Genomic DNA, 20,854 nt, shown 5'->3' on the forward strand with positions numbered 1-20,854 from the left:
CAGGCGCGCATGTCGCATCGAGCATGAGGGTGCCTTGTTCGTGACATTCGCTACCGGGGAGGCTGCGATTGGCAGAACGCTCAGTTCTTTCGCCATCTTCCGGTTTTTCTTTGCCACAGTGGTGGGCTCCTGTGGAAGGGAGAACGCCTCGCCTACCTCCATGGTGAGCTGCGAACCGCCCGCGTCGTTATCGTCGTCATCGCGGTCCTGCTTGGACGGTTTCGTCTTGGCCTAGCGCTCTGCTTGCAGCGCGGCATGGGCAATCCAGCCGTTAACTTCAGCCAAGACTTCCAGACCGAGCCGTTCTCGGAAATGGGTTAGTAAAGAGTGATGAAAGGGCTCTTCATCTACATATGTGGTGTAGCCCAAGAAGAACTGCAAATACGGATTCTCTTGGATTTGCAAGGTGGTCTCACGATCGCTTAAACCAAGGCGCTCCTTGATGATGAGCGAGCCGAGGGCGATAATACGTGCAGAGTACACCTTCTGGCCGATGGGGTGCGCCCCCGTATTCGCGAACTCCGGGCGCTTGAAGTGCCTGATTGGGCTGCATTCATGATGGCTAATTCAAGGCGAGGTGTTGGAAATGTCTCGTAATTAAATAACGCCCTTCCAACTTCCTACTGGGAAGCGAAAGGGCTGAAAGGTTTACTTTTTCGTTACTTGGAACATGTTGATTTTTGGAAACACCTAGTGCTTAGGTGTTGTGAGAGGACGGGGGTTAGCCGCCTCCTACTCGATTGGAGAAGTAGTTCACATTCGTGCCGAAACCAACCTGTATTCTTTTGGAGACCGAAACTTTATCGGGCTTTTGGAAACAGGCGTTGAACAATCTCTGTGAATTGCTCGTAAAACCCGGAAACAGGGCGGCCTTGTCGTACGTCTGTTACATAACTGGTAATACGGTCCACAAATTCAGGATTCGCGGAGATGTACACATTTTGAATATTCGGATCGGTCGATCGAACTTGCTGCGCAATTTGAGCTTCCAAATCACGGGATAACTGATTTTGGGGAGTATCCACGATCACGGCTACATATGCATTTCTTCCCGTTACAAGTACATTGGCTTGTTTTACTCGGTTTATTCGAACAATTTTCTCTGCCGCCGCGTCAGCAATTTGAATTCGATTATCGATATGTGTCTGGGGAGGGGTTAGGATTTGCTGCATTTGCACGCCTTGTTGCCGCGATTGATTTTCTGTTTTGCTCGCGCACCCTGTTGACATCATCGATACAACAACAAGCCACACGGCGATTCTCTTGATGTTACGTTTTTTGGCCATGGTCATCTGCTATGCCTCCATATTCCATTTACTCTTAGTATGCTTTCCACGATGAGTTAAAATTCACAACCGTTCCTTATTTTTATTGCCAATTCGAGGTTGAGCAATGAATTATTGGAAGTTGAAGAGAGGAGAATTGAAGTACCGATACCTCTGACACCCGTCGATAACCCTCACGAATAAAACGACGAAGTATGAAATTTGATATCCGATTTAGGCAGCAGTCTATGGTGCAAATATCATGCCCGGCATATAGTGTAGAAAAAAAGAGGAGATGCAAAATGGATGATACGGATGAAACCAATCGAAGTTGAAGGTTTCAAGGTGATAGGTATCGAGGTCGCTCTGCCAAAAACAACACTTCTTGCGGTAACAACGGATAAAGGATATATCATGTGCGGCGCTTTGGATATCCACTTGCTAAATCAGAAATTAAAAGATCGTCGAATTGTGGCAGGACGCGCAACCGGGGTGCGTACAATGGAGCAATTGCTGGATGCTCCTCTTGATATGGTTACCTTTGAGGCGGAATTGCACGGGATTCACCCTGGAATGAAGGGAACGGATGCGCTTTTAAAGATGATAAACATTGCCGAGTGACTCTTTAGAAAAGTGATTATTGAGGAAAGAAGGGGAATATTTTGCTCACTGGTTTACAAGTTGCATTCCTGGGAGGGGATGCTCGACATCTTGAAATCATTCGAACATGCACAGACCTGGATGCGACGGTTGTTTTGATCGGCTTTGAATGTATTCATGATCAACTCAAGGGGGTCTCACATTCCAAGCTTACTGAGGAAATTTTTAGAAAAGTGGACGTATTGATACTGCCGGTCGTTGGTACAGATGATCATGGCAGCGTAGAATCTTCGTATTCAAACGAAACGCTAGTGCTGAATGAGGCATATATAGGCTCATTGCCCCAACATGCAAAAGTCTATACCGGAATAGCAAAGCCTTACTTAAAAAAGCTATGTGCAAACCACGGGATCGACCTCGTTGAACTATTCAGCAGGGATGATGTCGCTGTGTATAATTCCATCCCCACTGCAGAGGGGGCCTTAATGATGGCCATTCAAAATACGGACATTACCCTACATGGTTCGCGATGTATGGTACTGGGCTTGGGGAGAACTGGTCTTACTTTGGCCGGCATGCTTCAAAGATTAGGAGCACAGGTCAAAGTGGGCGTACAGAAACCGGATCAGTTTGCACGTGCTTCGGAAATGGGGATTCAACCGTTCTATACTAAAGATTTGTACGATGAAGTGGTGAATATGGATATCATTTTTAACACCGTTCCAGATCATATACTTACTGCTCACGTCATAACCCGCATTCCGCATCGTGCCATCATCATTGATTTGGCCTCCAAACCCGGCGGAACTGATTTTCGTTTTGCTGAAAAACGGGGAATCAAGGCCTTGTTGGCGCCAAGTTTACCCGGGTTGGTAGCACCTAGAACGGCTGGCCGTATATTAGCGAATACGTTATGTCAATTGATCCAGGAGGAGAGGAGCCGAAATAATGAGCAGGATACCGAGCGGATGTTTCCTTGTATTCCCGCTATATAAAATAACTCTGTAAGAACCCGACCCTGCGACCTTATAGTCAATCCGGAATTGTATTTTACAATTCATGATCCGTTTAATCGCTTGAGATCAGACTTGCGCTTTGGGATTCCGCCGCTGGCTTTCGTGAGGATTGCAATGAGAAGCAAAGGATGCATTGTTAGTTCCATTACTGCTTAGGCGAACTGAGAATCGATTCCTTTGGCATCCGGGAATCAAAGTTTGCCTCGAAATCTGTTTCACCTGTTAGAGATTACCTATATAATGATGTACATGAATAGATACGCGCTTTCCAATCAATCGTATACCAAGAAATTCGCTCTTTGCGCAGTCGGAGGTCACCTACAGAATGGACATTTCAGAATTGCTATTGGATCCTATCGCTCATCATTCGTTCCATTATACTTCAAATGGGAAAGCTCTGGTTCGGCTTGACGGTGAAATTAAAATGGTCAATCACTCTCTATGCAAAATGTTGGGTTACACAGAGCAAGAACTGATTCGGAAAACATTTCAGGATATTATTTATTCGGAAGACGTGTCATCATACACCGGATCCATAAATGCGTTGCTAGGGGGTAACATCGATTATGTCGAAATGGAAAATCGCTATATATGCCATGACGGCATGCACAAATGGGGAATAACAGGCTTATCTGTCATCCAAAAGGAGAGTCTGCCAGAAAGTTGTTTTCTAATCCAAATTCAAGAGGTAACACATCGCAAAAGGCTGGTTGAATTAAATGAGGAATACGCCCATAAATTCAGAATGCTTGCAGACAATCATCCAGATCTGGTTTACGATGTCATGTTAGATGGAAGTATCAGCTACGTGAATCGTACCTGCGCGAAACTATTGGGTGATGATTTGTATGAATTTGAGAAAGCGCTAGACAATGTTATCGAAAAAAGTCCTGCAGCAGGTTACACAAAGGTACACGAAGGAGCCTTTTCAAATGGAAGCATCGATAGTAACGAAAGATGGGCGCATCTTAAAGTTCAGCGTGTTACATATCCCCAATTTCGTTCGGGATGAGCTCGTTAGGGTGCATTGCGTCGCCAGGGATGTTACTATACAATCTACCATGGAAAAGGCACTGGAGCATAGCGAAAAAAATATCGGTTGTTAGCTGATCACTCTTTAGAAATGATTGCTACACTGAATATCAATGGCATTATCTATTATGTATCGCCAGCGTGCAAACAAATGCTGGACTACGAACCAACGGAATTGATAGGAAAACCAGTCTGGGAATTGTTCTGTCTTCATGATTTGGAGAAGATGGAAAGGTGGCAAGACTGGATTAACGAAAACCAATCATACAAAATGTTGCGACTGCTTCGAAAAGACGGTTCATTTGTTTGGGTCGAGGTTGTGAGCAACACGATACGTTACGAATCGGGCAATGTTCGTGAAATTATAAGCGTTTTTAGGGATATCACGAGACGCAAAATGTTGGAAGATGCACTTGCCGCTCAGGAACGGGTTATGAGTGACATTGTAGAAACAATGGCTGTCGGCGTTGTGATTTGTGACGAAAACGGGGTATTAACGAGAATGAACAGAGCGGCAAGACAATTGCACGATGTTGTAAAGCTGCCTCTTCCCCTGAGCACTGGAGTTCTACATACGGATTGTATGAGGCCGATGGAAAAGTGCTGCTGAGCAAGGAACGCGTCCCATTGTATCGGGCGTATCGAGGCGAAAGTTTCCGTGACGTGGAGATGATTGTAAAAAAATCTAGCGGAGAACTGCGTCTTGTTCTCTGTCATGGGAAGCCGATTGTTGTACAAAACAAGATCGTAGGTGGAATTTGTGTGATGCACGACATTACCGAATTTGACGCGGCCAAGCAATCTGCCCACCAATCAGAAAAATTATCCTTAGCGGGCCAGATGGCCGCTGGTATTGCGCATGAAATTCGAAACCCGATCACCGCACTAAAAGGCTTTCTACAATTGATTAGCGACGGCAACGAAAATGCCGGTAAATACTACGGCATTATGAAGGAAGAGCTTAATCGTATCGAGCTTATACTCAATGAATTGCTTGCCTTAGCCAAGCCGAATGAGATGAAGATGACGCGGCATAATATTTCCGAACTTCTTCAGGATGTCGTCGTGCTGCTTCAAACTCAAGCTACACTAAATAATGTTGAAATTCTCTTTAGCTCATCCGAGGAACCAGTTCATATCCAGTGTGATGGACATAAAATCAAACAACTATTTATTAACTTGATCAAGAATGCAATTGAAGCGATGCCCGAAGGAGGAAACGTCTGGATTGAACAAATACGGTGTAATGAATGGGTTAAAGTGAAGATTAGGGACAATGGTGTTGGAATTCCGGAAGAAATTTTGGAAAAGATTGGTCAACCTTTATTTACAAAAAAATCAACAGGAACAGGTCTAGGACTATCCATATGTTACCAGATTACAGAGTATCATAAAGCGGATATACAAGTAGCGAGTGAGGTTGGTAAAGGCACGACTTTCACAGTATCCTTTCCCATTGCTCCGTAACGGCTCATACGATAAACATATTATTTTTGTTAATACATAAAGGCTGGAATTAAACAAATTATTTCACTCCTATCTCCACTATTTCTGGCATGAGATAATCTTCTTCATCAGGTTAACGACAAGGGAGATTTTTCAAGAGACAAAGCAGAAAGCGGGTTCCATTACATGATCACCAATCTACTTCATGATGTGAATTTGCTCGCGTGCTTGTTACGCTTCCTGCAAACGATTAGTGGTAGGTCAAGGGCATAAATGGAGGACATTAATGGAGATTAAGCAAACCTTCGAGTTTCTTATGAATTCCAATCAGGTAGATGTTGGACTAGCCGTCGTCGATTCTAAAGCAAAAATTCTATTCTTAAATGGTATTCGGTAACCCTTGGAGAAGGATTCCCAGAGCACTCGGTATTAAGATCTATCCTTGGGCAAGTGTTGCAAGAAGAAAAGATTTATTCAGGGGTTCCAGTGCAAGAAGGTTTCGATGGCCAAGTGCGATCCATGATCGCCTACGTCTACCCGCAGCAAAAGTCGGAATGTTTCGTTCTATTAGCAGACATCGGGGATTTTCAGCAGTACGTGCAGCTCCAATGGGAAAGAGAAAGGATGGAAACGATCGGGCATATGGCGGCAGGCACAGCCAATATCATTTTGAATCCTTTAGCGGTAATAAAAGGAACGCTTCAACTTCTGGAAAAAAGTCTAAAGGATCATGTTTCCTATTTGGAATTTGCGGCTTCTCCGCTTCATCAGAAGATGGCCGGATACTTTAAACTGCTTGACGATCAAATTCAGACGATTGACAACTCGCTGCAGCGGTTTTTGCTTTTTGGGAAGCCTTCCGAATTGAAATTTGTTCCTGTTTCCGTCATTTCGTTCATGCAGGAATGGATTCCCGGTATACAAATCCAAGCACTGGACAAAAAAGTGCGTTTGGCTTTGGAATATCCGGAGCAAAATGGCTTTGTGCTGGGACACCCCAAGTTGCTGATAAGCGGCGCTGCAAAAAATCATTGACAACGCATTAGATGCAAGTCCCCCAGGTTCTGTCTTAACGCTTCGGATACACATTACCGACAATCATATCCAAATCATTGTTCGCGATCAAGGATCAGGAATTCCAAAAAGATCTGCAGTCCAGAATCATCATACCGTTTGTTACAAACAAACCGGACGCCATTGGATTTGGGCTCAGTTTTAGTCATGCTATGATAGAAAAAATGGGAGGCTCTTTGAACATCGATAGCTCTGATCTCGGCACAAACGTTATTGTTCAATTACCCGCATTTACGGGAACAGCTTAAAAGTGTCGGTAACATTGCGGTAAATGCCAATGGCCACGGAACAAACCCTCAAAAATTTTTTTCGGAGGCTATTGCTGGGAGTTCGTGACCAAAGGTATATTCCAATTCAACAATGCAGGGTAGCAAAGAATAATATTTCCCGAAGAGTACAAAATAAAGCTGAAAAAATGATATTGTGACAATGGAGGAAATTACATGCCGCTCATTCCTTGGGATTCGTTTCGCAATACCGATCTATGGAGAAGGGATTTGGAAAAAATTTTTAACGAAGGTCTTCCAGAAATCGGCGCGCGTCTAGGATTTGCAACCCCTCGTATTGATGTATTTGAGAATGAACATGAAGTGATTGCTTCTTGTGAAATCCCTGGTTTGGATAAAAAAGAAGACCTTCATATCGATGTGGATGAAAACATGCTTACAATTAGTGGGACCATAAAGCAAGCGAATGAAGTGAAACAGGAACAAATACACCGCAAAGAACGGTTTGTCGGACGGTTCCAACGGTCGGTGTCTTTGCCATCACGCGTTCAAACGGAAGGAACGACAGCAACGTATCGCAACGGTGTCCTTGAAGTTCGCATGCCGAAATTAAAAGCCGATACCCAACGGCAAATTGATGTGCAGTTTCATTAAAATGAATTGTGAGATCACAATATAGGCGTTACATGAAAAATGGGCGCTTGCACATAATAAGCTTTGGGGGATGAAGTCCTACCATATTGAAGGAGGTCAAAGATCGTGTATCAACAAAACCTTTCACAGCAAGCAAGCCAATGCGCGCAGATTATTCAACAGTTGATCCAGCAAACGCAGCAATCGAGCAACATGTATCAGCAAATGTTGCAACAGGAGCAGCAAAACGCCGCCCAACTGGATCAGCTGGCCCAGAAAGAACGTCAAGCGGTTCAAACCATTCAATCTGTTCTGCAAGGACATCAAACTGCCATACAGCAGATGCAGCAGGCGATGCAAATTTGTTCTCAGCTTCAACAAACAGCGCAACAACAAGCCGGCGTGCAGAATGCGGGCTGGCCAATGGCTCAGAGCTGGCAGAATCAGAATTTGCAGCCACGGCAGTATCAATAAAACAGCATGCTAAAAAACGATCGCTTTCTTTAAAAAGAAGGCGGTCTTTTTTCACCTGACTATGCGTATGCCCCAAAAAACTTTTCTGTTTCTGGGTTGTTTACGAGGCCATGAACTGGAACGTTTTTTGGTAGCAGAGGGTGATTCTTGACCGTCTGCACGCTGGCTTTTACTGAATCCTCAACACTATCAAAACCGTATAACCATTGTTGCAAATTAATTCCCGCCTTTTCGACGGTGTCGATAGTTTCAGTAGATATGCCTTTCTCCTTCATTTTTTTTATGGCTTCGCTAGGATCAACATAGCTCATCCCGCAATCGTGATGTCCGACCACAAACACTTCATCAGCATTTAATTCATATACCGCGACAATAATGCTTCGCATTCGCCTGTTTCCAATGGCTTGCCCACCCGCAGGAGACACTATGCGAGCTCAAGCGGCTGCTGCGTCCAGGCGGAATGCTGGCATTCACTACGTTCGGAGCGGAGACGTTTCGAGAGCTGCATACCGCATTCGAGCTCGCTTACCGCGCGCAGGGCCTGGAGCCGCAGCGCCACGGCCTGCCGCTGCATACAGCTAAGGAGTGGAACGCAATGCTGGCCGCAGACGGGTTTAAGAACCCGCAGCGCTGCCAAAACGTCCGCATCGAACGGTACTCAACGGTGCGCGATCTCTCCATGCGATAAAAGTGGTCGGCGCCAGCGCCTCGGTAGCCTCCCCTTCCGGCCGGGCTGCGCCTTTTTCACGACATGTTCCAGCACTACGAAACGCGATACGGCGACCTTAATGGCGTCCTTGCGACGTATGAGCTGCTGTGCTCCGAAATAAAGTATCGCCGAAGGCGAGATGAAGAACAGGAAACCGTCTACGGAACGTTCGCGTATATATGTTGAAATTGGCAGTATTGACGAAGTGAATAATCATAAACAGCTAAATCCTTAGAGTATGAAAAATGACAGGGACAACGATGGCTTAGTGCAAAAATTTGGCTAATCGCAGTTTTGCATGACGGTTGCAATCCTATTGAGAATTCAGTGCCGACTTGACATGGAGCCTCTGCAGGCATGATTTTTTGCGAAAGGGCGAAACCACATGGGTTTCGCATGGCTGGCTAGCCTATCATGCCCGCCACTCCATGTAAAGTCTTTGGAGACTCAGTAGAGAATTCCCATTCAAAACTGGAAATATCCAAAAATTTACATATGCATCTTTCGTCTGGGAACATTTTAATTCTGCATGTTTGGTTGTGGGGGAGACAAATAGACTACTGGAACTACTGATTGCGGTAGCCTATTTGCTCTATATACAAGGAGGGGACTGTACCCCACCATTAGTATATACACCGAAGAGGTTGTATAAGTACAATTATCGAGGCGGAACGAGGTCAGTTTAAAACATTTGATTTTTAGACTCATTTGTGGTATTTTAAGAAAAGTGAACTCACGAATTACACAGGGACGTATGTGTAATCAATAAAAAATCAATTAGGACAAGGGGTATTGGGGAATTACACAGTGTGCGTTCTTCAATATTGCCATTTTAAGAGGCTTGGAACGGTAGGAAAACCCACGTAGAAAGGATGGAGAAACATGGCATTCGAAAAAAGAGAACGCTCTGAAGACCGCGGCGAACGCGGCGAAAGAAAGTTCAGCGGCCGTGGCAAAAAAGGCGGCAAGCGCCGTAAAGTTTGTTACTTCACCGTAAACAAAATCAAGCACATTGATTATAAAGATATTGAAACGCTCAAGAAGTTTATCAGCGAGCGCGGCAAGATTCTTCCTCGCCGTGTAACCGGTACTTCCGCCAAGTATCAGCGTGCACTGACGATCGCAATCAAGCGTGCGCGTCAAATTGCTCTGCTGCCGTACACGACAGAGTAATGTTATCTAAATAAGACAATCGGGGTAACCCGGTTGTCTTTTTATTTGGATGTGCAAACGAAAAAACCGTGAAGTAAAAGTCCATGAGGATGGTTCCTGCAAGCGGTGATTATTTTTCTTCCCGGGGCATATCATGATATGATGGAAAGGTGAGAATCGCAGGACCTTTTAGATAGAGAAAGGAAGGGAGCAGCGTTGAACATCGCATTTTTTTTGGTGCCCAAGGATGACGTTATTTATTTATCTCCTCATTCCACCATACGTCAAGCACTCGAGCGAATGGAGTATCACCGGTATTCGGCCGTTCCTCTGATTGATGAGAATGGAAAATATGTCGGAACCATTACCGAAGGGGATTTATTATGGAAGCTCAAGCGTTCCCCTGAGATCGGATTTGAGAACGCACACAAAGTGCAGTTGAAGGAAGTACCTCAGCATATGGTAATAAAACCGGTCCGGATCGACCAGCAGATGGTAGATTTGATTACGCTGGTCACGAACCAGAACTATGTTCCTGTCATAGACGATAATGAAGTGTTTATAGGCATTATCCGCAGAAGGGAAATTATTGATTATTGTTTTAAGCTTTGGCAGTCCGAACAACGGGTCTAAAAGTGTGGTATAATTAACTAAAGCTTCAGGGTAAGGAGAGAATCAGCTTGTCTAATATCGATAGAGACGTTGATTTGGCCAAACGGGCCAAAATTATCGAATGGCTGAAAACTGAGCTTGTGGATCAAATGGCACACCTGCTTAAAGGCATATGGGAAGGCAGTCATCACAGAATCGTTGACGGTCTGGCCAGTCTCATTGCCTATTGTTATATTCTCGGCCGCCGACTTGGCATCTCTCTACGCAATTTGGATGAGGTTATTCTGGACAAAATGAAGAAGCACCGTGAGGAAGGTCATCAATTGGAAGAATGGTACGGAGACATTTCCGCTTTGGAAGAACATTTGCGTAAGAGGTGAAAGGCTTGGAAGAACCACAGAAAAAGCGAATGTTCGGATGGGGATTCGCTTATATTTTTTTGCTCTTAACGATTTTTTTACCTCCGTTAAGTTTGATTACGGCTGCACTATTGATGGTGCCTGTGCTGGTCATGTATGTGAAGTTAGGTAATAAGCAGTTCTTGGCGCATTACACCATCTGCTTGGCTGTTGTATATTTAATTACATCGCTGCTTTTGGCCGGTTCTCTTGGAGCACTGCTTGTGTCGATATCGCTTTTCTTTCTGCCCCCGGTCATTCAGATGGGCAACTTGTATAAAAAAAGCGCCCCGGCACGAACCGTCCTTACGGCAGGTACGGTGACGCTCCTTGCGCAGCTGCTGCTTACCCTTGTTGTGACACAGCTGTTTGGTCTCAATCCGGTCGGCAAACTAAAGCAGTTTATGATGGATAGTGTGAAGACGCTTCCTGTGGAACTGCAGAATATGATGGGAGTCGATCCGGATACGCTGATCCATATGATGGTGCTGATGCTGCCGCTGTACATGATCGGGTTTTCACTTTTTTACGTGGTGGTGTCCCATGCTCTGGCCCGCAGGGTGCTTGTACGCTCGGGAGAATCCATTCCTGCCTTTAAGCCGATCAAGGATTGGATGCTTCCGAAATCGTTTGTCTGGTTTTATTTGATCGCGCTGATCATGGAAATGTTCGTAAGCGATACGAAATCGATGTCTTACACCGTGCTCTTGAACCTACTTCCGCTGCTGACGTTCCTGTTTTCCATTCAGGCGATATCCTTCTTGTTCTATGTGGCGCATGTGATGCATTGGAACAAGACCTTACCGATTGTTGGAATTCTGCTGCTGCTGCTTTTTCCGCCGGTATCTTTTTTGTTCAGTTTGCTTGGAGTATTCGATGTGGCGTTTCCGATCCGTGATCGTATTATGACTCGTAAGTAACTTTATAGGGATTAGGAGCGAATGAAATGCCGAAGTTCCTGTTGAAGCGATGGCATGGGATGCATATCGTATGGATTTTTGCCTTGCTGGCCGCGTTGACCCTAATTCTTTTTATATACCAATGGGTCATTGCTCTCATAGCCTTGATTTTGTGCTGCGTTCTCGGGTATTACACACTGAAGGCGGAGCAAGCGTTCCGTAAGGACTTAAACCGCTATGTGGCCACGTTATCGCATCGGGTCAAGCGGGCAGGAAGCGAGGTTATCCATGGGCTGCCGTTTGGCATTGTGCTTTATAATGAGGAAAAAATCATTGAGTGGCACAATCCTTTCGTGGCTCACATGCTGGGTGAAGATTCACTGATCGGGAAATCCTTGCTTGAGCTGTTTCCGGCACTTAAGAATCGCAAGGAAAAAGAATTAAAACTCGAAATGGCCATGAACAATAACATCTACGAAGTGCAGATCAATCCGGAAGAACGGCTGCTCTATTTGACCGATATTACACAGCTCAAATCGCTTCAGCTCCGCTATGACGAGGAAAAGCTGGCTCTTGGCATCGTGATGCTGGATAACCTGGATGAAGCGACGCAGGGTCTTGACGACCAGACACGCAGCATCATGATGGCTAAAGTGACCGGTGAAATTACGGAATGGGCGCAAAAACATAACGTTTATCTCCGCCGTACTGCGTCAGACCGGTATTTAGTCCTGATGGATCAAAAAGGGTTGAAGGCGCTGGAGCAATCCCGGTTCGAGATTCTGGACGACGTTCGGGATATCACGATCGAGCATAAGCTGCCGCTGACGTTAAGCATCGGCATTGCTTCCGGCACTTCGTCCATAACCGAGCTTGGGCATTGGGCCCAAACAAGCTTGGATATGGCTCTCGGTCGGGGCGGCGACCAGGCGGCTGTGAAGGTAGGCGAGCGGTTGTCGTTCTACGGAGGACGCTCCAATGCGCTCGAAAAGCGGACACGTGTCAGGGCTCGGGTAATTTCCCATGCGCTTCGGGATTTGATCAAGGATTGCGACAAGGTCATCATCATGGGACACAAATACCCGGATATGGACGCGATTGGGGCGGCCATCGGCGTGTTGAAGATGGCGCATGTCAGCAATAAAGAAGGCTACATTGTGCTGGAGGGAGTGAATCCTTCGATCCAGAAGCTGATGGAGATGATCTACGAGGATGAGACGCTGAACCGCTGGTTTATTACTCCGGAGCAGGCGCTGCAGATTACGAACTCACGGTCTTTGGCCGTTGTTGTAGATACGCACCGGGCGGTGATGACGCCGGAGCCGCGGCTGCTGCAGATGACGCAGCGGAAGGTAGTCGTAGACCATCACCGCAGGAGCGAGGATTTTATTCAAGACGCTACACTGGTTTATATGGAGCCCTATGCGTCTTCCACATGCGAACTGGTGACAGAGCTGCTCCAATATTTTCATGAGCGGCTTACCATGGGCATACTTGATGCGACGGCGCTGCTCGCCGGGATTGTCGTCGATACGAAAAGCTTCAGTCTCCGCACGGGGGCACGGACGTTCGAGGCGGCGTCCTTCTTACGGCGCAACGGGGCCGATTCCTTGTTGATACAGCAGCTGTTGAAGGAAGATTTGGAATACTTCATTCAGAAAGCCGAGGTCATCAAGAACGCGGTCGTCATCTTCGACCATATTGCGCTTGCGGTGAATGAGCCGGGACGTAAATATTCACAGTTGCTCATCGCCCAAGTTGCTGATACATTGTTAACTATGACGGGTATTATGGCCTCGTTTGTGATCAGCGAACGCCCGGACGGTCTGATCGGGATCAGCGCAAGGTCGCTCGGACAGATGAACGTCCAGTTGGTTATGGAACGGATGGGCGGCGGCGGTCATTTGACGAATGCGGCAACCCAGATTGAAGGCACAGTGGCGGAAGCCACACAGCGGCTCAAGCAAGTGTTAAGCGAGATACACGCAGAGGAGGGGCTGTTTGAATGAAAGTCATATTGTTGAAAGATGTGAAGGGCCAAGGAAAAAAAGGGGAAGTTAAAGAGGTTTCCGAGGGCTATGCCAATAATTTCTTGTTTAAACAAAACTTGGCCGCTCCGGCTACCGAGGGATCCATGAAGGTGCTGGAGCAGCAGAAGAAAGCCGAGGAACGCAGGAAAGCGCAGGAGAAGGCTGATGCGCAGGAGCTGGCCCGGAAATTGGAAGAGCTGACGGTGCAGTTGAAGGCAAAATCCGGTGCGGACGGCCGGTTGTTCGGCGCCGTTTCGAATAAGCAGGTGGCCGAAGCGCTGGACAAGCAAGGGATCAAGCTGGATAAGCGGAAGATCGTTATGGACGAACCGATCCGCACGCTGGGCGTGACAGAGGTTGTCGTCAAGCTGCATCCGGAAGTAAGCGCGAAGCTGAAAGTGCACGTAGTGGAAGAATAGGAAAAAAGCCTGATTCGGCAAAGGAATGGATAACGGACGTGAATGTCCGTTATTTCCCTTGTTATCCATGATGAGAAGCTTGAATATCAGGAGGAGATCAGGTGAACGAGAGTTTATTTATGGATCGTATCCCTCCACAAAATATAGAAGCCGAGCAGGCGGTGCTCGGCGCTATTTTGCTTGATGGAGACGCGCTGGTTACGGCGATGGAGCGGGTGACAAGCGACGATTTCTACCGCGGGGCACACCAGCGGATTTATGAGGCCATGATCGAGATTGCCGAGGCCAATGAGCCTGTCGATCTGATTACGCTGACCGCCCGGCTGCAGGATAAGAAGCAGCTGGAGGAGGTCGGCGGCATCAGCTATCTGTCGGAGCTCGCCAATGCGGTGCCTACGGCAGCCAACGTCGATTATTATGCGCAGATTGTAGAAGAAAAGTCGATGCTGCGTCGTTTAATCCGGGCGGCTACGCAGATTGTTACGAACGGGTACTCCGGGGAAGACGAAGTGGGGACGCTGCTCAGCGATGCGGAGCAGCGCATCATGGAGATTTCACAGGCCCGCTCCGGCTCCGGCTTCATTGCGATCAAGGATGTGCTGATGGAGGTCTTCGACAAGGTAGAGTTCCTCTTCAATCAAAAGGGGGGGACAACCGGGATCCGCTCCGGATTTACCGACTTGGACAAGATGACCTCAGGTTTTCAACGGTCAGACCTGATTATCGTTGCGGCCCGTCCTTCCGTAGGAAAGACGGCGTTTGCTTTGAATATAGCGCAGAATGTCGGGGTGCGGGAAAAAGAGACGGTCGCCATTTTTAGTTTGGAGATGGGCGCGGCTCAGCTCGTGCAGCGGATGATTTGTGCGGAGGCGAATGTGGATGCCGGACGAATGCGGACGGGCTTCCTGGAGCCGGACGATTGGGAGAAGCTGACAATGGCCATCGGATCGCTGTCGGAGGCCAACATCTATATTGACGACTCCCCGTCCGTTACCGTAGCCGATATTCGGGCAAAGTGCCGCCGCCTGAAAAAGGAGAAGGGTCTTGGCATGATCTTGATCGACTATCTCCAGCTCATTCACGGGCGCGGCAAAGGCGATAACCGCCAGCAGGAGGTCTCGGAAATTTCCCGTACGCTGAAGCAGATTGCGCGTGAACTGGACGTTCCGGTCATCGCGCTTTCGCAGTTGAGCCGGGGGGTGGAGCAGCGGCAGGATAAGCGGCCGATGATGTCGGACCTCCGGGAATCGGGATCGATCGAGCAGGACGCCGATATTGTGGCATTCCTGTACCGTGACGACTACTACGATAAAGAGTCGGAGAAGAAAAATATTATTGAGATTATTATTGCAAAGCAGCGTAACGGACCGGTCGGGACGGTGGAGCTTGCCTTTCTGAAAAATTACAATAAATTCGTAAATCTTGATCGAACCCATCAGGAGCCGGCGATGGCCCGGTAAGATTTGCGCCGGCCTGGCTTGTTGCACGGGGAACATTTTTGTTTTAAAGAAAAGGAAAAGAATATGCGGACTACAGAGGCATACCGATTGGAATGCCGCTGTAGACCTGCTACATATGAATAAATTCCGAACAATGGGCAATAGACTATGTTCATTGTTCGTTTTTGTTGACTTTGCAGAGCGGTACTGCTAAACTAATCAATGGTGTATTGTGCCTTTAGGGCAAATAACAGGTGGTTTCCACCTCACGGGGGTAAGTGAATATGTCAACGGTAGTAGTTGTCGGAACCCAATGGGGAGACGAAGGGAAAGGGAAGATTACCGACTTTCTTGCAGAGTCTGCCGAGGTTGTCGCCCGTTATCAGGGGGGCAATAACGCGGGACATACGATTCTTATTAATGATAAAAAGTATAAGCTTACGATGATTCCATCGGGCATTTTTTATGCAGATAAAATATGTGTCATCGGCAACGGTATGGTTATCAATCCAGGCGCGCTGCTCGAGGAAATTCAATATATTCATGATAACGGCTTTACGACGGACAATCTGCGCATCAGCGACCGTGCCCATTTGATTATGCCTTACCACCTTTTGTTAGACGGTTTAGAGGAAGAACGCAAAGGCGAGAACAAAATCGGGACGACACGTAAGGGGATCGGCCCTTGTTACATGGATAAAGCAGCACGCAACGGGATCCGCATTGCCGATTTGATGGATGCGGAGGAGTTTACCCGGAAGGTCCGCCAAATGGTGAAGGAGAAAAACGAACTGATCGAACAGGTGTACGGATCTAAAGGTCTTGATGCCGATTCGATCATTCAGGAATATCTCGGTTATGCGGAGAAAATCCGTCCTTATGTTACCGATACGTCGGTAGTTCTGAACGATCTGATCGACGAAGGCAAAAAGGTGCTTTTTGAAGGCGCGCAGGGTGTCATGCTGGATATCGACCAAGGAACATATCCATATGTCACCTCTTCGAATCCTTCTGCGGGCGGCGTCTGCATCGGATCCGGAGTGGGTCCGTCCAAAATTCAGCACATTATCGGCGTAGCCAAATCTTACACTACACGCGTTGGAGACGGTCCTTTCCCGACCGAACAGATAAATGCAACCGGTGATTGGATTCGCGAACGCGGCAATGAATATGGTACGGTTACCGGAAGACCGCGCCGCGTCGGTTGGTTCGATAGCGTCGTTGTTCGCCATGCCCGCCGGGTGAGCGGAATTACGGGCTTATCCTTAAATTCGCTCGATGTGCTGTCCGGTCTGGACAAGGTGAAGATTTGCACGGCTTACAGATACCGCGGTGAAATCATCGAGCATTATCCGGCCAGCCTGAAGGTGTTGGCTGAATGCGAAGCCGTGTATGAGGAACTCCCGGGCTGGAACGAGGATCTGTCCGATGTCCGCAAGCTCGAGGATTTGCCGGAGAACGCAAGACGGTATGTCGAGCGGGTGTCTGAGCTGACCGGCATCCCCATTGCAATTTTCTCCGTTGGACGCAATCGTGAGCAAACCAACCTGGTGAAGCCCATTTTCTAATTGGAATCCGATCTTATAAAAACATGGCCCTGTTCTCCTGATGACGGAGAGCGGGGTTTTTTTGCATATGTGCGGACAGCCCGATTGATTTCCCAGAAAAAGGTCAATACTGGAACTATGAACAACAGGCTGATGGGAGATGGGAAGAGTAATGAAATGGATGAGCTGGTTGCTGAAGCTAGGAGTCAGCGCAGCGGTCACTTCTTTATGCTGCGTGGTGGTGACCTTTCTCGCCGTGAATGCCTATGTGGATGTATTGTTGGACCAATATCAGATTCAACGTCCGGGAAATCAAAAGATCGAGTGGAACCGGTTTGTGAACCGTTTTACCGCGCAGTTGGGGTTCGGGACGAACGAGGCGGCTACCCCGCAGCAGCCCAGGGATCTGGCCGTTTCTGCCGATCCAGGCTCGACTTCTTCCGAAACCGGGTCGAAAAAAAGCGGAGGGGCAGACCATGATGGCGAGGCAAGCAAAGACACGGCTGACCCTTATCCGGTTCCGGAGGACGCGGTAGCTGTATGGAGCCGTCAATCCGGTCAGACGGAGCTGCCGGAAGAGGAAAGAAGAATTGTTGTCTCAAGTGAAGAGTTTGCCAAGAAGAAGGATCAATTGTCCGAAGCAAACAAAGCGAAAATTTTTTCTCTGCTGGTCCCCCGGGTACCGCAAGAGGAGATGCAGAGGATTTCCGTTATTCTGGAAGACGGAATCACCGCGGCAGAGCTGAAGGAACTGGAAGAGCTGCTTCAGAGGCATTTAAAGCCGGAGGAGTATCAACAGCTGCAATCTTTAATTGGAGCGCCCTGAGCCCGGTTTTTGGGCTTCTGATGCGGCATCTGAAAATAGGGCATGGCAAAAGACTGACCTCATGATCGTTGAAGGTCAGTTTTTTCGTCTTCGTTAGAACCAGCAAACGCCGCCATATTTGCTGATGGTATCCTCGGCTTGCCGCCTCCGTGACGATTCCACGATAACCTGCAGCTTGGCTGCGGTTTCAGAGATCGACGTACCGATTCTCCCAAGGAGAGTGATATCAGGCTGCTCGCCTTTCGGGTGTAAAGCACCCGGTTCGAGCTTGAGATTAATGACGCCTTGCTTTAAAAGTGCCTCTGCGGCTTTTTCCATATCGTGTGGATTGCGGAAAGCCGCAATGATATTTTCCATTGTTTTACTTCACACTCCTGTCAGAATTTTTTCTGAAAATAAGGGTTCACATGGGGTTTGGTTGAAATAAATAGACGGGGTATGGTAAATTTATAAAGGAGTTTGGGCACTTTGGTTGTTGTCCCTGATTTTAGGTGTTTTTATGTGCTAGGGTCTCAAGAAAGCAGTAGTTCCGTGTTATGTAGCACGGATGCCTATCCAATGCGGCAAAAAACAGCTTAAAAGGAGAAGAAGATGACAGTTTTCAAGATGATGGATCAATTCAAGGGTCTGGTAAAAAAGCTTCAACGCCAGAAGGCTGAGAATGGATCCGAGGGCTTGGCTGAGAGCTTAAGGGTCGAACCGGTGACAAAGGAACAAGGAACAACCACTCCTATCCCATTAAAAAACCGTATTATTAAACATAAAAGATTGGTTATTAAGTCCGCAGCCGTATTAAGTTTAATCGCTGCCGTCATCTGGAGCGGAAACCAATACGTGCAGGCGAATATGAAGGATTATTATCATGTGTATGCGAATGGGGACTCGATCGGAACCATATCCGATCCGGCGAAGGTCGAACAATTCAAGCAGAAGAAGCGGGAGCAGCTGACCAAGAGCGATGCGGACATCCAGATGGTCGTAAAGGAACCCAGACTCGAATTTACTCCCGAGAGGGTTTTTGGAACACCGGCAGAGGATGAAGCTGTTCTTAAGCAATTGGAACGTTATTTTTCGGCTTATCCTGTAGGCGTTCAATTGTTGGTGGACGGCAAGCCCGTAGGTATTGTAAAAGACGAAGCGACGGCCAAGCAAGTGCTGGAGCAGCTAAAAGCTAATGTCATTGCCTCTCTGCAGCAGAAAAAAGAACCGGGGAAGGTCGGCATATTGTCCGCCTCATCTGCCGGCGACGCTCCGGTAACAACGGAATTGCAGAAAGCGGATTTCGTTCAGGATGTAGAGATGAAACAATTGGAAATTAAGCCTGACCAGCTCATGAAGCCAGACGAGCTTCTGAATAAGCTGGCGACGGGCAACGCGCGGCCTACAAAATATACGGTTGTAGACGGCGACTGCGTATCGTGTATCGCCAAGAAGCTGAATATTCCAAAGCAAGTGATATACCAGAACAACCCCTGGATTTATAATGATATGATCAAAGTCGGAGAGCAGCTGGATCTTACCGTGATGAACCCGACACTGTCCGTGCGGACAGTAGAGAAGGTTGTGGAAAATCAGGAGATTCAACACGAGACGGAATACAAGCAGGACGACAGCATGCGGCTCGGAGAGACGAAGGTGCTTTCGGAAGGAAAGAACGGCATGAAGAAAGTGACCCTTCAACTGACGAAGGTCAACGGACTGATGGAAGAAGAAAGCGTATTAAGCGAGGAAATCGTCCAGCAGCCGGTGAAGGCCGTCGTGAAAAGAGGCACCAAGGTTGTATTAGGGGAAGGCACGGGCAAGTTTGCGTGGCCGGTCGTTTCGGCTACGATTACCAGTACGTTCGGGAAACGCTGGGGCGCTTTTCATAAGGGGATTGACCTGACGGGCAACCGCAGTATTCTCGCCTCCGATAACGGCAAGGTTGAGTTTGCAGGTGTGAAAGACGGTTACGGCAATATGATCATCATTAATCATATGAACGGGTATCGTACGGTGTATGCGCATCTAAGCAAGATTGAGACAAGCAGCGGCAAAATTGTGGAGAAAGGCGAAAAGATTGGAACGATGGGCAGTACCGGGGACTCTACAGGGGTGCATCTGCATTTTGAAATTCTGCTCAATCAATCGCCGCAAAATCCGCTTAAATATTTAAACCGCTAAGGATGCAAGCGGCACATAGATCAAGGGACATGGAGAAAGCAGGGCGGCAGGCCTTGCGCGCCATGTCTCTTTTTGCTTCAAGTTGTGGTAAAATAGTAGAATAGCTTCCATGAACAGCTGTTAGTCTTTGACAGGCGGTGAAGGAACGAATGGCGAAAATACTCGTTGTAGACGACGAACAACCGATTGCGGATATACTGAAGTTTAATTTGGAAAAAGAGGGCCATGAGGTCATCTGCGCTTACGACGGCGGAACGGCGGTGGATCTGGCTTACACCGAAGAACCGGATTTGATCCTGCTGGATTTGATGCTGCCGGTGAAGGACGGTATGGATGTGTGCCGGGAGGTACGGGCGAAGCTGAATACCCCGATCATCATGCTGACAGCCAAGGACAATGAGATTGATAAGGTGTTGGGTCTTGAGCTTGGCGCAGACGATTATGTGACCAAGCCTTTTGGAACGCGCGAGCTGCTTGCCCGGGTGAAAGCACACCTGCGCAGACAGACCAAGGTATCGTCCGTACCTGTGTCCCAGTCTCCGGAGGAAGAGCAACCACGGCAGGGCTTCCGAATCCTCAGCTTGTTCATCGATACCGACATGTATGTCGTTTATAAGGACGGTGTACCGCTCGATCTTACTCATCGGGAGTTCGAACTTGTGCAGTACATGGCCAAGAACAGCGGCAAGGTCATGACGCGCGAGCACCTGCTGCAGGCCGTGTGGGGCTTTGAGTATTTCGGGGATGTACGTACGGTTGACGTGACGATCCGCCGGCTCAGAGAGAAGCTGGAGGACGATCCGAGCCGTCCGGAATATATTATCACCCGGCGGGGGCTTGGCTACATGATGCGCAATCCGAAAACAATCGCCGGCAGCTACTAGGCGGGGGCG

The 20,854-nt window shown here is 47.8% G+C and carries 24 protein-coding genes and 2 pseudogenes; 22 read left to right on the top strand and 4 right to left on the bottom strand.

Going from position 1 to position 20,854, the window contains the following annotated elements; translation table 11 throughout:
* Window positions 1–231: 231 nt before the first annotated feature.
* A complete protein-coding gene (locus tag EXW96_RS00280; RefSeq protein WP_174349566.1) occupies window positions 232–483 on the bottom strand; it encodes a transposase in 252 nt (83 codons plus the stop codon).
* Window positions 484–498: 15 nt separating this feature from the next.
* Here EXW96_RS00280 and EXW96_RS28165 point away from each other — a divergent pair.
* A pseudogene (locus EXW96_RS28165) lies at window positions 499–669 on the top strand (group II intron reverse transcriptase/maturase); the annotation flags it as partial.
* A gap of 131 nt (window positions 670–800) precedes the next feature.
* Here the strand turns inward: EXW96_RS28165 and EXW96_RS00285 are convergent.
* Window positions 801–1,292: a YhcN/YlaJ family sporulation lipoprotein gene (locus tag EXW96_RS00285; protein ID WP_127607794.1), complete on the bottom strand. Its 492-nt coding sequence runs from the start codon at window positions 1,290–1,292 to the stop codon at window positions 801–803.
* Between the two features lie 279 nt (window positions 1,293–1,571).
* On the opposite strand from EXW96_RS00285, the gene EXW96_RS00290 reads away from it, so the two are divergent.
* The 9 genes from EXW96_RS00290 (at window position 1,572) to EXW96_RS00315 (ending at window position 7,767) form a co-directional block, all read left to right on the top strand.
* Window positions 1,572–1,886 (top strand): YunC family protein, encoded by a 315-nt coding sequence (locus EXW96_RS00290; RefSeq protein ID WP_174349567.1) that lies wholly within the window; start codon window positions 1,572–1,574, stop codon window positions 1,884–1,886.
* A gap of 41 nt (window positions 1,887–1,927) precedes the next feature.
* Complete coding sequence (dpsA, locus tag EXW96_RS00295) at window positions 1,928–2,860, top strand: dipicolinate synthase subunit DpsA (RefSeq protein WP_174349568.1); 933 nt, start codon at window positions 1,928–1,930, stop codon at window positions 2,858–2,860.
* Window positions 2,861–3,206: 346 nt separating this feature from the next.
* Complete coding sequence (locus tag EXW96_RS27040) at window positions 3,207–3,893, top strand: PAS domain S-box protein (RefSeq protein WP_254611146.1); 687 nt, start codon at window positions 3,207–3,209, stop codon at window positions 3,891–3,893.
* 111 nt (window positions 3,894–4,004) lie between these two features.
* A complete protein-coding gene (locus EXW96_RS27045) occupies window positions 4,005–4,523 on the top strand; it encodes a PAS domain-containing protein (RefSeq protein ID WP_254611147.1) in 519 nt (172 codons plus the stop codon).
* Complete coding sequence (locus tag EXW96_RS27050; protein ID WP_254611148.1) at window positions 4,493–5,380, top strand: ATP-binding protein; 888 nt, start codon at window positions 4,493–4,495, stop codon at window positions 5,378–5,380. The genes EXW96_RS27045 and EXW96_RS27050 overlap by 31 nt, the downstream gene beginning before the upstream one ends.
* Before the next feature lie 465 nt (window positions 5,381–5,845).
* On the top strand, window positions 5,846–6,394 hold the full coding sequence (locus EXW96_RS27055; RefSeq protein ID WP_254611149.1) for a nitrogen regulation protein NR(II): 549 nt from the start codon (window positions 5,846–5,848) through the stop codon (window positions 6,392–6,394).
* Entirely contained in the window at window positions 6,390–6,578 is a 189-nt protein-coding gene (locus EXW96_RS27060) for an ATP-binding protein (RefSeq protein WP_309224974.1), read from the top strand. Before EXW96_RS27055 ends, EXW96_RS27060 begins: the two co-directional genes overlap by 5 nt.
* Before the next feature lie 298 nt (window positions 6,579–6,876).
* Window positions 6,877–7,314, top strand: a complete 438-nt coding sequence (locus EXW96_RS00310) for an Hsp20/alpha crystallin family protein (protein WP_174349569.1) — start codon at window positions 6,877–6,879, stop codon at window positions 7,312–7,314.
* Between the two features lie 105 nt (window positions 7,315–7,419).
* Window positions 7,420–7,767 (top strand): hypothetical protein, encoded by a 348-nt coding sequence (locus tag EXW96_RS00315; RefSeq protein ID WP_023559073.1) that lies wholly within the window; start codon window positions 7,420–7,422, stop codon window positions 7,765–7,767.
* A 59-nt stretch (window positions 7,768–7,826) separates the two neighbouring features.
* Here EXW96_RS00315 and EXW96_RS00320 read toward each other — a convergent pair.
* A pseudogene (locus tag EXW96_RS00320) lies at window positions 7,827–8,153 on the bottom strand (beta-class carbonic anhydrase); the annotation flags it as partial.
* 74 nt (window positions 8,154–8,227) lie between these two features.
* Between EXW96_RS00320 and EXW96_RS00325 the strand changes: the two are divergent.
* The 10 genes from EXW96_RS00325 (at window position 8,228) to EXW96_RS00370 (ending at window position 17,798) form a co-directional block, all read left to right on the top strand.
* Entirely contained in the window at window positions 8,228–8,455 is a 228-nt protein-coding gene (locus EXW96_RS00325) for a methyltransferase domain-containing protein (RefSeq protein ID WP_057142217.1), read from the top strand.
* A 903-nt stretch (window positions 8,456–9,358) separates the two neighbouring features.
* Window positions 9,359–9,649 (top strand): 30S ribosomal protein S18, encoded by a 291-nt coding sequence (gene rpsR / locus EXW96_RS00330; RefSeq protein WP_062410209.1) that lies wholly within the window; start codon window positions 9,359–9,361, stop codon window positions 9,647–9,649.
* 195 nt (window positions 9,650–9,844) lie between these two features.
* Window positions 9,845–10,261, top strand: coding sequence for a CBS domain-containing protein (locus EXW96_RS00335; RefSeq protein WP_054816953.1), 417 nt, complete (start codon window positions 9,845–9,847; stop codon window positions 10,259–10,261).
* Between the two features lie 47 nt (window positions 10,262–10,308).
* Window positions 10,309–10,620 (top strand): MazG-like family protein, encoded by a 312-nt coding sequence (locus EXW96_RS00340; protein ID WP_062410210.1) that lies wholly within the window; start codon window positions 10,309–10,311, stop codon window positions 10,618–10,620.
* The gene (locus EXW96_RS00345) at window positions 10,617–11,558 is read left to right on the top strand and encodes a DUF2232 domain-containing protein (protein WP_375162516.1); all 942 of its coding nucleotides are present in this window, start codon (window positions 10,617–10,619) and stop codon (window positions 11,556–11,558) included. Before EXW96_RS00340 ends, EXW96_RS00345 begins: the two co-directional genes overlap by 4 nt.
* A 26-nt stretch (window positions 11,559–11,584) precedes the next feature.
* Window positions 11,585–13,546: a DHH family phosphoesterase gene (locus tag EXW96_RS00350; RefSeq protein WP_074729531.1), complete on the top strand. Its 1,962-nt coding sequence runs from the start codon at window positions 11,585–11,587 to the stop codon at window positions 13,544–13,546.
* Window positions 13,543–13,986, top strand: coding sequence for a 50S ribosomal protein L9 (gene rplI / locus EXW96_RS00355; protein WP_062410213.1), 444 nt, complete (start codon window positions 13,543–13,545; stop codon window positions 13,984–13,986). Before EXW96_RS00350 ends, rplI begins: the two co-directional genes overlap by 4 nt.
* A gap of 119 nt (window positions 13,987–14,105) precedes the next feature.
* Window positions 14,106–15,446 carry a replicative DNA helicase gene (dnaB, locus tag EXW96_RS00360; protein ID WP_082661032.1) on the top strand — a complete coding sequence of 447 codons (1,341 nt, stop codon included), beginning with the start codon at window positions 14,106–14,108 and terminating at the stop codon, window positions 15,444–15,446.
* A 263-nt stretch (window positions 15,447–15,709) separates the two neighbouring features.
* Window positions 15,710–16,993 carry an adenylosuccinate synthase gene (locus EXW96_RS00365; protein WP_054816954.1) on the top strand — a complete coding sequence of 428 codons (1,284 nt, stop codon included), beginning with the start codon at window positions 15,710–15,712 and terminating at the stop codon, window positions 16,991–16,993.
* Window positions 16,994–17,144: 151 nt separating this feature from the next.
* On the top strand, window positions 17,145–17,798 hold the full coding sequence (locus tag EXW96_RS00370; protein ID WP_174349570.1) for a hypothetical protein: 654 nt from the start codon (window positions 17,145–17,147) through the stop codon (window positions 17,796–17,798).
* A 93-nt stretch (window positions 17,799–17,891) separates the two neighbouring features.
* Here EXW96_RS00370 and EXW96_RS00375 read toward each other — a convergent pair whose 3' ends face one another.
* A complete protein-coding gene (locus EXW96_RS00375) occupies window positions 17,892–18,155 on the bottom strand; it encodes a hypothetical protein (RefSeq protein ID WP_174349571.1) in 264 nt (87 codons plus the stop codon).
* Between the two features lie 234 nt (window positions 18,156–18,389).
* On the opposite strand from EXW96_RS00375, the gene EXW96_RS00380 reads away from it, so the two are divergent.
* A complete protein-coding gene (locus EXW96_RS00380) occupies window positions 18,390–19,961 on the top strand; it encodes a M23 family metallopeptidase (RefSeq protein WP_074729530.1) in 1,572 nt (523 codons plus the stop codon).
* 149 nt (window positions 19,962–20,110) lie between these two features.
* On the top strand, window positions 20,111–20,845 hold the full coding sequence (yycF, locus tag EXW96_RS00385) for a response regulator YycF (protein ID WP_054816957.1): 735 nt from the start codon (window positions 20,111–20,113) through the stop codon (window positions 20,843–20,845).
* Window positions 20,846–20,854: the final 9 nt, after the last annotated feature.

The organism is Paenibacillus sp. JMULE4, assembly GCF_013337105.1.
Classification (GTDB): domain Bacteria; phylum Bacillota; class Bacilli; order Paenibacillales; family NBRC-103111; genus Paenibacillus_G; species Paenibacillus_G naphthalenovorans.